At 61.5% G+C, this 13,078-nt stretch carries 11 protein-coding genes; 2 read left to right on the top strand and 9 right to left on the bottom strand.

From position 1 onward, the window contains the following. Positions 1 to 353 precede the first annotated feature (353 nt). Positions 354 to 581 carry a hypothetical protein gene (locus CEY05_RS29135; RefSeq protein ID WP_088600785.1) on the top strand — a complete coding sequence of 76 codons (228 nt, stop codon included), beginning with the start codon at positions 354 to 356 and terminating at the stop codon, positions 579 to 581. 68 nt (positions 582 to 649) lie between these two features. After that, positions 650 to 1,738, top strand: coding sequence for an acyltransferase (locus CEY05_RS29130; RefSeq protein ID WP_088600784.1), 1,089 nt, complete (start codon positions 650 to 652; stop codon positions 1,736 to 1,738). Here CEY05_RS29130 and CEY05_RS29125 read toward each other — a convergent pair whose 3' ends face one another. Genes CEY05_RS29125 through CEY05_RS29085 form a run of 9 tightly spaced genes read right to left on the bottom strand, consistent with a single transcriptional unit; the run spans position 1,739 to position 13,009 of the window. Next, complete coding sequence (locus CEY05_RS29125) at positions 1,739 to 2,239, bottom strand: hypothetical protein (RefSeq protein WP_143220700.1); 501 nt, start codon at positions 2,237 to 2,239, stop codon at positions 1,739 to 1,741. After that, the gene (locus CEY05_RS29120) at positions 2,224 to 2,739 is read right to left on the bottom strand and encodes a lysozyme (protein ID WP_088600782.1); all 516 of its coding nucleotides are present in this window, start codon (positions 2,737 to 2,739) and stop codon (positions 2,224 to 2,226) included. The genes CEY05_RS29125 and CEY05_RS29120 overlap by 16 nt, the downstream gene beginning before the upstream one ends. Beyond that, positions 2,729 to 2,950, bottom strand: coding sequence for a hypothetical protein (locus CEY05_RS29115; RefSeq protein ID WP_088600781.1), 222 nt, complete (start codon positions 2,948 to 2,950; stop codon positions 2,729 to 2,731). The genes CEY05_RS29120 and CEY05_RS29115 overlap by 11 nt, the downstream gene beginning before the upstream one ends. Further along, complete coding sequence (locus CEY05_RS29110; RefSeq protein ID WP_088607546.1) at positions 2,947 to 3,327, bottom strand: hypothetical protein; 381 nt, start codon at positions 3,325 to 3,327, stop codon at positions 2,947 to 2,949. Before CEY05_RS29110 ends, CEY05_RS29115 begins: the two co-directional genes overlap by 4 nt. A gap of 2 nt (positions 3,328 to 3,329) precedes the next feature. Continuing rightward, positions 3,330 to 4,019, bottom strand: a complete 690-nt coding sequence (locus tag CEY05_RS29105; RefSeq protein ID WP_088600779.1) for a hypothetical protein — start codon at positions 4,017 to 4,019, stop codon at positions 3,330 to 3,332. Positions 4,020 to 4,026: 7 nt separating this feature from the next. Beyond that, on the bottom strand, positions 4,027 to 6,051 hold the full coding sequence (locus CEY05_RS31560) for a glycosyl hydrolase family 28-related protein (RefSeq protein ID WP_198952943.1): 2,025 nt from the start codon (positions 6,049 to 6,051) through the stop codon (positions 4,027 to 4,029). Continuing rightward, on the bottom strand, positions 6,048 to 8,597 hold the full coding sequence (locus tag CEY05_RS29095; RefSeq protein WP_088600778.1) for a hypothetical protein: 2,550 nt from the start codon (positions 8,595 to 8,597) through the stop codon (positions 6,048 to 6,050). The genes CEY05_RS31560 and CEY05_RS29095 overlap by 4 nt, the downstream gene beginning before the upstream one ends. Next, the gene (locus CEY05_RS29090; RefSeq protein ID WP_088600777.1) at positions 8,590 to 10,401 is read right to left on the bottom strand and encodes a hypothetical protein; all 1,812 of its coding nucleotides are present in this window, start codon (positions 10,399 to 10,401) and stop codon (positions 8,590 to 8,592) included. Before CEY05_RS29090 ends, CEY05_RS29095 begins: the two co-directional genes overlap by 8 nt. Positions 10,402 to 10,411: 10 nt before the next feature. Then, positions 10,412 to 13,009 carry a glycosyl hydrolase 108 family protein gene (locus tag CEY05_RS29085; protein WP_158219454.1) on the bottom strand — a complete coding sequence of 866 codons (2,598 nt, stop codon included), beginning with the start codon at positions 13,007 to 13,009 and terminating at the stop codon, positions 10,412 to 10,414. Between the last annotated feature and the right edge of the window lie 69 nt (positions 13,010 to 13,078).

The raw sequence follows: 13,078 nt of genomic DNA, 5'->3' as shown, positions 1-13,078 counted from the left end.
GCAGCTTGCCAGCACATCCTTTGATACAGGTTCCATACAAACCTCGCGCGTGGTGCCCTATTTGATCACAGGCGTTCGATTTGCGTTGTTGCTATCGATGAGCGGACGGCGGACAGCAAAAAGCCCGCAAGAACGTCGTTCTTACGGGCTTCTTGGCCGCACAGGGAAGACCCTGCGCAAAATTCCTGGTGCCGACGGCGAGACACCCACACCACGTATCCATGCGGGTCTTCCCGGAATCTGGGGCTTTATTGGGGCAGGCCCCACGGATTTGCCCCAGGTCCCCAATCGAAACCCGAACTTATCAATCCAGGCCCAGGCCTATACTGGATAAACCACTGTATAAGCCCGCCATGTCCCACGACTATTTCGACCCCTACAACGAGTCCCTGCACCCTGGCGGCTGCTGGGTCTGCGTGCATTGGCATGGGAAGACGAACGGCAACCCGCGCGCCCTGGTCTGCGAGCGGACGCCCGGCAGAATCAGCGTGACAGGCCTGCCGGATTACGGCTGCGCTTATTGGGAGCGCGAGGTGGGCGCCGACGACGAGATACCGCCGGCTTGTGCGCGGGAGGCGTAACGCCCACCAAAGGAGATGCGCCAGGTTCGGTTAACATCCTGACGCATTACAACTCCGGAAGACAATTCATGTTCCGCACGGGCACGATTGTGCGGCCGGTGGCCTACCCAGCCATAGACGGCCTGAGGATCTACGCGGCGCTGGCCGTATTCATTGAACATGTGGCTGGTGGCGCTGCCGTGGATTATTTCAAAATCCCTGGGGCCGCACTTACCTATCAGTCGGATTCCCTATGGATGAAGGCTCTCGCCTATTTGCTTGACGGCAATCACGGCGTCGACGTTTTCTTCATCATCAGCGGTTTCCTTATGGCGCGCATCGTCTTGTCGACCCGCACACCATTCAGCTACGGAAGCTTCCTGCTACATCGTTTCACACGAATCTATCCTGCCTTCCTGATCGCCTTGATCCTGGTCGCGGCAGGTGATGTTTTCCTATTTGGCTGGCCCTGGAAGCCGATGGACTTCGCGAAGAATCTGATTTTCTTGAACGCGATACCGTCGCTGGGGGTGACGCCTTACAACAATGTTACCTGGTCGCTTGGGTTCGAATTCGCTTTTTATCTCGTTGTCCCAGTGCTGACGCTAGGCGCTGCGGTGATCGATAAGCGGGTGGCCGCCATCATCATGCTCGCGGCAGCTTTTTGGTGGATGCCAGACACCTACGTGCGGATGTTGGGGATGTTTGCCGGTGCGGTTATCGGATCAATGGATGATGCATTGCTCCGCCGCATAGCAAGGATGCTCCCCCTGTCGCTTGTGATTGTGGCCTACCTGGCTTGTGGAATCCTGAAGGTCTTCTGGTTCAAGACCTACTTGGGCTATTACTACACGTTCCTGGCTGTCGCATCGATCGCCTTCGTCAAGGTGGTCTGGGACGACAGGAGTATTATCGCCCGAGCCCTGAGCGCGCGCCCGGTCAGATTCCTGGGTACACTTTCCTATTCGATATATCTCTACCACCCCATCATCTTCTCGATCGTGCTATACAAGATGACGCCGTGGCCTGCATCCCCTGCCGGCTTCGTTTGGTATGCGGTGGCAACGACGCTGACCACACTCGTAGTCGCCTACCTGTCCTACATGCTGGTCGAACGCCCATATTTCACCAAGAAGCCACCGGCGAAGGCCTCCGCCGAGATCACGGTGCCAGCCTGATCACGGTGCCAGCGGCGAGGATATGGCGCGCACGTAACCCTGCAGCCCGGTCAATTGGTCGGCGAGCTGCCCAGCGTAGCGGACCACTTCGTCATATCGTCCCGCGCACGCTGCAATAACGCCGATGAAGTCAGGGGCGGCGCCTGCATCAACTCGGCCTGCGGGCTGGGAATTCGCGGCGGCACGACCGGAGCGCAGCTTGTCGAGTTGTGCGCGCAGCCCTGAAGCAGCAGCATCAAGGTCAGCAGCGTGAGCCTGGCTCGCCAGGATCTGCCCACGGTATTTCGCATAGTTCGCCTCTACGGATTGCTGGGCAGCAGCCTCCTGCGCCCGGTATTGCTCGGATAGCTTCTGCGCCTCGGCCTGGGCTTCCAGAGCAGCCTGCTGGTGACCAGCAGCATATTGGTCATGGCCGTACCAACGGATGCCCGCCACGGCCGCCAGCACAAGCGCGGCGCCTATCAGGATCAGCACCCAGGGCTTCATCAGTCCAGCAGGCATAGTTCGCGCTCCCCCTCACGGCGGTCGACCAGGCCGGCGCACAGCTTGTTGCCAGGCGTGCGGCAGTCGAATTTGCGCTTGTCGACCGTGATGTAGGTCCAGTCCATGATGGCGTTGCATGCGCCCGCGCGGTCCCCGGCGTTCAGCTTTTTCAGGAACGTGGAGCGTGCGCAGGCACCGGAGCCAATGCTGTAGCCGCAGAACGACGTCACGCCTGCGCGTTGTGGCGCAGACATGGGGACGGTCACCAAGCGGTCTACCGCGGCGAAAGCGATGCCCACATCGGTATTGAAGAAGTCGGCGCACTGCTGCGGCGTGGCCACGTCACCAGCCTTGACGCCGGCAGTGTGTCCCTGGCATATCGTCCATACCTTGGCGCCGTCCTGATAGGCCTTCAGGCGCGTACCCTCGGCATCATGTAGGAACAGTCCCAGAATTACTCCTGCGCTCGCACCGACGGCGACAGCGGCCTTCACCGCATTGCTCAATTTACTCGCCATCGCGCGGACCCTGTTTCCAAGCCCGTAGGCCGATGCCGATGATGGCGAGCAGCGCCGTCACGATGCCGGCGCCCAGGGCGTGCGGCACATCTGCCGGAACGTACAGCGCCATGAGTGCCTCAGCGATGGAAACCAGCAGGATTGCCAGCATTGCCCAGACACTGTAGAACTTGAACAGTCGATGCACGTCATCGATAAGCGGGATTTTCATTTGATATGTTCCCTGATGGAAAACCAGACAGCGACGCATAGAAACCCGATCAAGGCCCACAAGCCCTTACTGGCCAGTTCCGTGAATAGTTTTTGATAGAACTCTTCGCGCCGCTCTTCGCGCTTGATGATGGCCTCGTGGTATCGACGATGGCCTTCCGGGTCGCCGTCCGGAAACGAGCTTTCGAGCAGCTTGTTGAGCTTCATCACTTTCTCGTCGACAGCTTCGATGCGGAGCTGATTCTCGCTGTGCTGTGAGCTGTTGTCCGCCCGCTCTTCACGGCGCCATCCCTCGAAGGCGGAAAGAATTGCGCGAGCGTCTTCGCTCATCCCCGGAGGAAAGCGATCAGTCTCTGATGGCTTCTGCGTCTCTACCATCCTTACCGCCGCCGCCGTGCGCCGATGAAGCCGTATGCGGAATTCGTGCTGATCGAAAACTGAGACAGCAGCACGAGAAACACATTGGTGGCGATTGCAACTCGCACACGCAACGTACCAACCGACACCCCGATGGCTTGGCCTGCAGATGCAGAGAATGGTAGTTGCACCATAGCGCCGCCGGCAGGGGGCGTAGGCAGAGTGGAAGACGTGGTGTTCAGACCTACGATGGTGAGCGCTTGATTAGTCGTTCCGCCAGGCGCTGTCCACGCTGTGCCCCACACATCCCAATCCCCGGCAGTGAGGGACAAACTCACGATGTTCGTGGCAGTGTTTGTCACCAGCGCTACTGCAGCGCCTGGCGCTACAGAATTGGATGCGTATTGACCCACCACACCGGCGGCGGCATCTGACGTATCGACGATCCCCTGGATGATCGGTTGTGCGAGCGTTGGGGCTGTTCCGAACACCAGCTTCCCGCTGCCCGTCTCGTCGCTCATGACGCCGGCCAATTCAGCGGAGGATGTAACTTGAAACTGGTTAAGCTTTCCCAGCGTGGACGCGGCGTTGACGACATCCGCCACGTCAAACGTCCTGAACGTCGGCGGCTGGCCTGCACCTTGAGACACAAGCACCTGGCCTGAAGTCGAAGCGCCGCTATCCAGCAACTGATAAGGATTTTTGGTAGCCATGATTTTCCTATATCTGCCAGCGCGTGAACACCGCAGGCGTCACAGAGTAAGAGATCTGAATTGCATCACCGGGATTCAACACAAACGAACCAGATGAAAGCCCAAGAGCGTGAGATACGCCATTTCGAATGAACGTGATACCGGAAATAGTGCCGCCGCTGATGATTACGTTTTCTGCATATGGATCATTGTTCGTGTAGGTGAATGGCGATGCGGTAACGGTGACGTCCTGCGCTGGGACGTAGTCGCCAACTGATCCGTACATCATCGCGAATGCCGGGCAGTCAATAACCTTGATGTTGGCGCCCACTGGGCCTGCGTTGAGATGACCGCTTTCGGTCATATGGCAGTCCCGAAACGTCACCACCGTGCTGCCGCCGCCGGGAGGCAGCGGCGAAATCGGCGGCCCGATGTAGCACATGGCCGAATCAGCAACACCGCTTCCATCGAACGTGACGCCAGAGAATAGAAGCGAATCTGAATTCAAGCCTCCGCCTGCCTCATTGACAACAAGCCCGTACTGGATACCGCCCTCAACGCGGCCGCCAAACCACGTATTGGTATCTGCAAATTGCAAAATACGGAGGTTGAGGTTTTTCCCAGAAAACCGGCACCCAATAAACGTATTCAGTGTCACCGCCCCATTGGAAAGGCCGCTCATCTGGAAGCCGACACCTTGATGATCCGCTGACACACAATTGACGAACGTGTTGAGCGATGACGGTTTGCCGGCTTGGCTATGCCAATCCACCGCAAGGCTCATCGAGTTGACCCATCGAACATTATTGAAAAGGCATCCACCGATGCCGACCAGTGTCTGGCAGGTTGCCGCGAGACCGTTTGCATTGAACTGGATGTTGTCGATGCGGCCGGCCCACCCAGCGGCGGTCTGGCATACCACTCCGCCCGCCGCGCCGATCCACTTGAATTGCGATACAGCGATAGCGTTCAACTCGGGAAACGACGGCGCGCCACATTCTCCGAAAAGGCTGACGCCGTTGGGAAGTACGATAGTTTGCGACACGCCATACGTTCCCGGCAGAATCCAGACAACGCCAGCGCCAATCGCGACTGCTGCCGCAATGGCTCTTTGGATGGCCAAGGTGTCATCAGTTATGCCGTCACCCTTCGCTCCGAAATCCTGCGGGGTGATGCGCTCACTGAGTTTCGAGCGGATAGAACGAGCCTGGGAACCAGTCGCCGCGCGCAGGTAGGACAACTTGTCGGACTGGATACCAGCGCCCACCGCCACCTCTTCATCCGTGATGGATCCAGAAGAAGGTTTCCACATCGACAAGGATGTTCCGCCGCGAACGTAGACGTTGTCCACTCCGACGGGTATTGGATCTATGAAGGTGAGCGTCTGCCCCACAAGGGTCAATACTTGATCGGGGCCCTGGAACGTTCCATCGAAATGAATTTCGACGTTGGCCAGAGTTCCGTACGCTCGTGATAGCGTCAGCGTGGTCGATGTTCCGGGGGTGAAATCCACACCAGCCACGAAAGCGTCGAGGCGCATATCACCAGCGCCTACAGAAGCTGGCAGCGGGATCATGACCTGTTCGCCGTTCTGGTCAAAGCCAAGCACATTCCCAGCGCGGTTGATTGCTTGCGGAAGTGTGCCGTCACGAAATTCGAACTGAGGGTATCGGATTGCCGACGACGATTGCTCGCTCTGCAACTGCGCGATCATCGTTAGTTTATCGACAGCGTCCTCGTTAGACTTCGCTGGAAATTTGTCGTTCTGAACCCAATTTGTCTGCTGGTCTATCGTGATATGGGATCGGTCAACGTACAGTTTCTTCCCTATAGGCAAAGGAGTCACGAGGGTTATTTGCGCGCCCGTTGTCTGGCCGGCATTTTGGACCGTATAGTCGGTACCGAAAATAAGAGGGGTGCTGTCGAGAGTCGAAGTATCAAACAGGACCGCCGACAAATCTTGTGCCTTCTGAACATAGAACGGGACCGGTATCACATTACTGATTCCGTCGCCATTGAAGGTGACATTGGACGGGGTAGCATTTACGGTCATCGGATCACCTGGCTTGGGGGAAGGATAAAGGTCTGGTTGTTTTGCGTGCGGACGCGCTGCTCCATCCGGCTGAGATAGCCGGGATTCATCCATTCCTGGATGCGGTAGAACAGCAGGTAGTCGAGCGCGATGCGCGTGTAGAAGAGGTTCAGGTATGGCGTGTTGTTCATCGCCACACGCAGCGCTTCGGCGGCGGTGCTTCCCTTACCCGTCAGAGCCTCGTCGCGCGCCGCCTGGTAGAGGTTGACCAGGTCATTAGCAAAGCCGGCGGTAGGCCCGGCCATGGAGGCAAGAACACCCCCGCCGAACCGGTTAGCCGTGCCGAAAAGGAAATCCCCCATCAGGCCCATGCCGCCGCCCTGGGCCATGGCCGCCAGGAACAGCTTCGTGTCCTGGGCAGCGTCGCCATTCGGTAGCCGCGGCGTCTGGCCACGCATCATGTCCTTGGCGAGCATCGAGCCGTAGCCGAACAGGGTGGACATGGCAACGACGCTCACAAGGCCCCAGGCCTCACCATTGCCGCCGGCCAACGCCTTGATGGGATTGGTGCCCTCGAAGCCGCGCCCGTACAGTTCCCGGCCCATGATCTTCTGCATGTAGGCACCGGTGAAGCTCTTGAACTGCATGGCAAAGCGCGCGAACTCGCCCATCCAGGTTCCCGGCTTCGTGCCCTGAAGCAGCAGCGCGCGCGTCTTGTTGTCGGGCTCCAGTTGGAAGAACGTCGTCCGGTCGTTCAGGTAGGTCTGCAGTTTGGTGGCGAGGTCTTCTTTCGCGGCGGCAATATCCTTCGGGCCGGCGCGCAATTCGTTCGCCTCCAGGTAGCCGCGCACGACATCGTCAGGCAATTGCGTGATCGTGTCCGGCGCCACGTAATTGCGCCCGTCGACCTGTTTCATGCCAGACTGTCGGATGACGTCCCACTTCGGTCCGTCGATGTCGTATAGGCTGAGCACGCGCCGATACTCAGGCGCCAGCGCCTCCCATACCTTTCCGGTCTGCAGCGCCATGTGGTGCGACATCCCCATGGCGGCGGCCGCGCGCATCTTCTCGGTCCACCACTGGCCCAAGTTCAGCTTGAAGAACAGGCGCTGGCTTTTGGTCAGGGCGCCGGCGTCCTCGAATGAGCCGGTGCGCGCGATCTCACCGATCGACGATTCGAAGAAGACGCCCAGGCTGGCAAGCAGGTCCTTGCGTTCCTCCGTCTTCAGGTTCGTGCCCAGGCCCGCCATGGACTCGCCCATGCCGGAGAGAAAGCCGCGGCCCTGGTACTTGGCCTCGGATCCGTAGACGGCAATATCGTTGAACTGGGACAGAATCATGCCGCCCAGCTTTGCCAGCGACTGCCAGGCGCGCAGGTTTTGTCCACGGCGCGCCCACAGGGCATTACCGGGGATGTTCATCCGGCCGTCGATGGCTGAGAGGTATTGGTCGTGCCGGTCGGCCTTGCCCTTCAGGTCATCAACCTTGCCGAACTCGCCGGCCTTCTTGGAAGCCTGGATCAGGTCGTTGCGCAGGGTTTCCACCATGCCGCCCGGGTTCGTACCGAGCTGACGCAACAGGCCGATCTGCTGGGCCCCGCGCGCAATGCCGCCGGCCACCGCCTCGCGCAGACTGCGGACGCCATAGGCCTGGTTGTAGTCGAACCAAGCATCGGCGTCCTTGAAGTGGACCACGCGGTCCTGGCTGATGCGCTTGGCCAGGTTGCCCGGCCCTTTGAACGGCGATTCTGCGACGCTGGCGATGGGCTTCATGTGGTCGCCGCTGGCCAGGTTGCGGAAGATGCCATTCAGCATCTCATCCACGTTATCGGCGCCAGATTCGGTCATCATGCGCGGGATGTCGAAATGCTCCAGGGCAGCGGCGCGCCAAGTGTCGAATCCAGCATGCCGGATGCGCAGCATGTCGTGCGACTGCTTGACGATGTAGCCGGCTTCCTTGCCGATCCAGGCGCCGGCCTCGTTCGCCGTCACGCGGGTGTATTCCTGCCATTTGTTGATGACCCGGGCAATCTCCTGCGCCGGCCCGGGGATACCCTTGAGCAGGTCCGCTTCGTTCTCGCGGCCCAGCGCCCACAGCGCGCGCGTCACGTCGCGGTCCATGGTCCCGCCGGAGAATAGTTTGGCGCTACCGGTCTTCTCCAGGTCGGCTACAAAACCGCTCAGGAACTTGTCGTGCAGGGTTTTCTGCACCGACATGACCGAGTTGCGCGCGCCCTGCTTGGCCCGGTTCACACCCACCAGCAGTGCGGTAATTCCCTCGGCCGGCCGGTTCCCGAAATTGCTTTGGATCCATTCCACCTTCTCGGCACGGATGGCCGCGTTTATCAAGGCGTTGCGGCGCTCGATGAAAGCGGCAGTCTTCAGGTCTGCGCCGATGGAGTCCGCAGCCTTCAGCGCCGCATCTCGCATGTCTATGGCGCCGTTGCGAACCTGTTCGTATCGCGTGCGCGCCTGGAGCTGCGTTTGCAGCGCCTCCATCTCGTCGTCGGTCAGGTCGCGGCCGGCAGCCGCTGCCATCGCTTTGATGCAGTCGTCGGTGCTAGCCATTGCGCAATCCACAGAGTGCGGCCGCGCGCGTGGCGGCGGCCAGGTTGTCGGCATCCTTCACCGCGGCGTCGAACGGCTCCAGTTCCTTTTGCAGGGCAGCCAGGGTTTCGTCTGTTGCGCCCTGACGCTTGAGGTTGTCAAGCACATCGCGGAAGCGGACCTGAGCATCGTTCATGGCCTGCTCGGCGCCCTCAGCAGTGGCGGCGCGTAGTGGCTCAGGTGTCTGCGCCAAGTGTTCGTCGGCCGCGCGCGCCATGTCCGGGTCGGCCACGGCCACGTTATCCGGGCCGTTGTAGCGCTGCGCTGCGGCCCGATCGGCCTCTGGTGACGTGGAATAGAGCTGACGCAATGCCGCCGTCAGCGGATCACCCTGCATCAGATCCTGCGCACGCTGATCGAGTTGGTCCTGGTAGCGTGCGGGAAACTCTCCTTTGTCCAGCGCGGCCAAGTCCTGGGCGGCCTGGCTGGCGCGCCGGTTCGTATCCAGCGCCTGGGTCAGCCGATGGGCCTGGCCCTCCAGGTCTGCGCGGCGGCTGTCGACGTCGGCTTGAGCGCGCGCCTCGGCGTCCTTGAACTTCAGCTTCTCTCGCGCCTGCATGGTCCGGATGTCCTCTTTGGCGGGCACGGCCGGCCTGGCGAGTTCGCGCTGGATGCTCTCCAGTTGCTCGCTCATCTGCGCGACCTGCCCGCGTTCGGCCTGATTGCCGGCCAGAGCGGTCAACTCGTTGCGCAACTGCGGCTCCAGGTCAGCTCTGGCCTGCGCCGTCGCACCGGCCAGATCGGTCGGCTGACCACGCTGCGCCAGCGCGTACTGGACATTCGGGTCATTGCGCAGGATGGGATTGATTTCAATGTTCCGGCCGTCAAGCAGTTGGCCAATGGCCGTGCTGGTGGCGCCGATGCGGGCGTCATGGCTGGCAGCCAAGTCGATCCAGGCGGCACGCATGGGCGCGGCCGGCACTTCGCCGGTAGCCAGATTCACGGTGATCGGCTGCTGACCGGCGCGCGTGCTGATGTCGGCGGCGGTGGCCGGGTTCTCCGGGAGCGTGCTGGGCACGTCCGTTTCGATGGGCGCGCGCCGCGGCGGCCCGGATATAGAATCCTTCAGAGCGCCGCCGATGGTATGCAGGCCGGCCCCAAACGCCGCGCCGAAGGCGATGTTTTCCAGCGCATCCGTCATGGTGAAGTCGTCGCCCGCATTGCGAGTGGCGGCATACTGCAGGGGGGTGAGCAGGGCCGCGCCTGCGGCACCCTCCGCCGCCCCGATGCCGGCGCGAACGCCAGCCCGGCCCAGTGCGCCGCCCGTGTCGGCCAGCATCGCCGAATACTTTAGCGGGCCGACCACGGGCACGAATGAAGCGGCCAGGTTGATCGGATCCAGCAAGGACGTAGCGAATTGGGCGCCGAAGCCCAGCACCGATCGTGCGCCCGTGGGCGATGCCGTGATTGCAACCTGCCGCGCTACCTGGTCCTGCTGCCGTTCGATCAGTGCCTGGATGTTGTTTTCGTAGATGCCGTCTTCCGGCACGTCCAGTTTGACCCCGGCGGCGCCCAGGCGCTGCTTGGCTTCATCCGGCGCTACCTTCACCTGGCTGGGGTCATCACCGAAGACGGGATTACCCTCGAGGTCATAGGCGATGATGGCGCGGTTGGGGCGCGCGCCAGCCAGCCACGACATGGTGTCGAGCGTGCCCTGGAGGGTTTGCCCTACCTTGGCCTCCAGGTAGTCACCCAGCGGCGTCGGATAGTCGGTGATCGGCCGCAGCGGCGCGGTGAAGTCGGAATCTAGAACGAGGTCGCCCATGTCCGTCTCCTTAGCCCGGCGCCAGCCACGGCTGCATGTCGGGCGCGTACTGGCCTGCACCACGCTTCAGATAGGCCTCTTCCTGCTGCTGATGCAGTTGCTCGGCATAGGCGTCAGCGTTGTCTGGCGTATCGAACTTGCCCAAGTACTTGCCGGTTCGGTGGTACTGCGCAATCGCTTCATCGTCGGACAGAATCCGCTTACCGTCGTCACTGACGGTCGGAATCAGGACCTCCTTGCCATCCTCCTCGAACGACATGGAACGCACCGTGCTGATAGAACCATCATCGTTTTTCACCTGCGGACGCCGGGTCAGGTCGATGTTCCCGGGCGAAACCATTCCCTTCACGGATCCAGCATCCGGGCCGAATGCTGACCAGCCGGCTGGCGTCGGCGCTGGCGGATTGACAAGATCGGACCAACTTGCACCCACCGGCTTGCCGTCCTGCGTGCGCACTACAGTCTGGGATACCGGATCGAATAGGATGAGTCCCTTACCGTCTGCGCCTGTAATCCACTTACCGTTGGATTTCAGGTTGCTGACATACAGCCCCTTGGCGTCCTCGGCGCGCATGGTGGCAGGAGCGGGTGGCGTGACCAAGTCGGCCTTGTCCAGCCCATCCATCAGCCCGCTGGCGCCACGCATGACTGCCTTCTGGTCGTATTGGCTGGGGATGCGCGCGTTGCCCACCACGTTGAAATTTTTCCCCATGATGTTCTGGAAAGCTTGCTGCGACGCGTCGCCGTAGCTCATACCCTGGCGCATGTACGTGTAGGTCAGGCGCTGGGCTGAGTCGTAGAGCGCGCCGAAGGTCTGCGCGCCGCCCACGGTGTAGGCCATGGTGGAGGCGAAGTCCTTGGTGAGCGATTGCAGGTTCTTTTCGGCGGCCGATACATCCGAGGTCGGCAGACCGTCCTTGAGCTCGTCGACCTTCACCTGCGAGGCGGTCATGATCTGCGTGCGTGTGGATGCGTCGACCGAGTCGCCCAGGTAGCCCAACACCTTCGCCACCGGCGGAATGTCCTTGAGTTGCCCGAACACCGTGCCCCAGTTCGGCCCCCACAACTGGGCCTGCTGCTGGATGACTTGGTCAGCATTGGCGCCCCCCTTGTCGCGGATCTGGGCTTCCAGGCTGGTCGCCTGCATCTTGGTCAGGATCTGCGGTTTGTCGATACCCAAGCGCTGCTGCTCGGCGATCGACGTCTGGGCGTACACCTGCGCGGTGGCCGGCGTCGGGTTGGATGCGAACTGTCGCTGCGCCGCCTGCACGGCCGGAGCATTCTGCGCGACATAGGCGGACGGGTCAGCCTGGCGCTGCTGCACAACATGCGCTGCGGCTTGGGCCAGGATCTGCTGGTCGCGCTGAGCCTGAGCGTAGCCAGGGCCAGCCATTGGCGACCGGGATTGAACAAGACCGGCGATCTGATCATTCGGCATGCCCTTGATGTTGGCGACGTCCAGGGCGAGCTGCTGGCCATCCTGGTACGCCTGATAGTGCTGCGCCGCCTCATCGGGCGGGAAGGCCTTCAGCAACGTGTCCATGGTCAGCGGCGTGGGATCGCTGATGCCCTGCGTGGCCATGGCCTGGGTGTCCTGCAGGCGGCCGCTGATGCGCGCGCGCCAGAGCGCCATATCCTGGTTCTGCTGCGTCTTGGCCGCGTTGAACACCTGGATGCGCGTCTGGTAGTTCAGGCTGGAAAGGACCGGATTGTCAGCAGAAGCTGCGGTGCTCTTGCCCAGCGCCAGCGCTTCATCGGACCGCGCCTTCCAGCCCGGTGTGTTGCCGTTAGCGCGCTCGGGTGGGATCTGATCGAAATAGTTCTTGGCGAGCTGGTTCAGCTTGTCGGGGTCACCGTTGGCCGCGGCAATGAGACGGTTTGCCACGCCAGGGCCCGACGACATGGCCAGGTTGTACGCCACCGGCTGCATGGCGGGCGGCAGCGCATCGCCGTGGATGGCGTCCCAGTAGCGCGACTTGCGCACGGCCGATGCCGTCTCCGGCGTCAGCTTCGACACATCCAGGTCGGGATTTGCCGTCGAGTTGATGCCGTAATTGGTCGGACCCTTGCCGTTGTCGTTGCCGACGTAGCCGCCCTCTTTCTGCGCGATCCAGGCATCCGCGCCAGCGAATCCACCGGCGAACGTGCCGCCTGCCGCCGCCGTCGCTCCAGTGCCCGGCTGGCCGACAATGGCGCCCGGATTGCTCTGAGCGACGGACAACGCGGCCGCAAGGTTCACCTTCTGCGTAGCCGCGCGCGCCTGCTGAGCTTTCCACTCGCCCGGCATATCCATCGCATCCAGAGGCGTAAGGATGTCGTTCAGCAGCTTGTCGCGCTGGCTGGGATCATTGAAGGCCGCGTCCGCCGCGTTCTGCGTGGCATTGGCAAACGTGTCTTCCCGCCACTTGACCTTCTGCTGGCCCTCGAAGGCAATGGCCTTTTCGCCGAACGACGTGCGCAACTGGGTCAGGTGCTGGTCCAGGTAGCGCCTGGAATCATCGTCGGGCGCGGCCGCGATCTGCTCCGCCTTCCAAGAATCGTAATTGCCCAGGAAGTCTTTGGTGAAGCCAGGCGCGCCGGGGGCCGCGGAAAGCTGCTGGTCCTGCATCTTCTGTTGCCAGGTCAGCGTGGCATTTGACGCGGCATCAGCCGCCCATACAGCGCCATCCAGCTTACG

The organism is Achromobacter sp. HZ34, assembly GCF_002209485.1.
Lineage (GTDB): Bacteria > Pseudomonadota > Gammaproteobacteria > Burkholderiales > Burkholderiaceae_B > Bordetella_C.
Note: the sequence above shows the minus strand (reverse complement) of the source record. Positions and strands in the feature narration are given on the sequence as shown.

Excerpts from the sequence above, each read along its gene's own strand:
- CEY05_RS29135 (WP_088600785.1), top strand. The coding sequence starts at position 354 with ATGTCCCACGACTATTTCGACCCCTACAACGAGTCCCTGCACCCTGGC.
- CEY05_RS29105 (WP_088600779.1), bottom strand. The coding sequence starts at position 4,019 with ATGGCTACCAAAAATCCTTATCAGTTGCTGGATAGCGGCGCTTCGACT.
- CEY05_RS29130 (WP_088600784.1), top strand. The coding sequence starts at position 650 with ATGTTCCGCACGGGCACGATTGTGCGGCCGGTGGCCTACCCAGCCATA.
- CEY05_RS29090 (WP_088600777.1), bottom strand. The coding sequence starts at position 10,401 with ATGGGCGACCTCGTTCTAGATTCCGACTTCACCGCGCCGCTGCGGCCG.
- CEY05_RS29120 (WP_088600782.1), bottom strand. The coding sequence starts at position 2,739 with ATGGCGAGTAAATTGAGCAATGCGGTGAAGGCCGCTGTCGCCGTCGGT.
- CEY05_RS29115 (WP_088600781.1), bottom strand. The coding sequence starts at position 2,950 with ATGAAAATCCCGCTTATCGATGACGTGCATCGACTGTTCAAGTTCTAC.
- CEY05_RS31560 (WP_198952943.1), bottom strand. The coding sequence starts at position 6,051 with ATGACCGTAAATGCTACCCCGTCCAATGTCACCTTCAATGGCGACGGA.
- CEY05_RS29110 (WP_088607546.1), bottom strand. The coding sequence starts at position 3,327 with ATGGTAGAGACGCAGAAGCCATCAGAGACTGATCGCTTTCCTCCGGGG.
- CEY05_RS29125 (WP_143220700.1), bottom strand. The coding sequence starts at position 2,239 with ATGCCTGCTGGACTGATGAAGCCCTGGGTGCTGATCCTGATAGGCGCC.
- CEY05_RS29095 (WP_088600778.1), bottom strand. The coding sequence starts at position 8,597 with ATGGCTAGCACCGACGACTGCATCAAAGCGATGGCAGCGGCTGCCGGC.
- CEY05_RS29085 (WP_158219454.1), bottom strand. The coding sequence starts at position 13,009 with ATGCAGGACCAGCAGCTTTCCGCGGCCCCCGGCGCGCCTGGCTTCACC.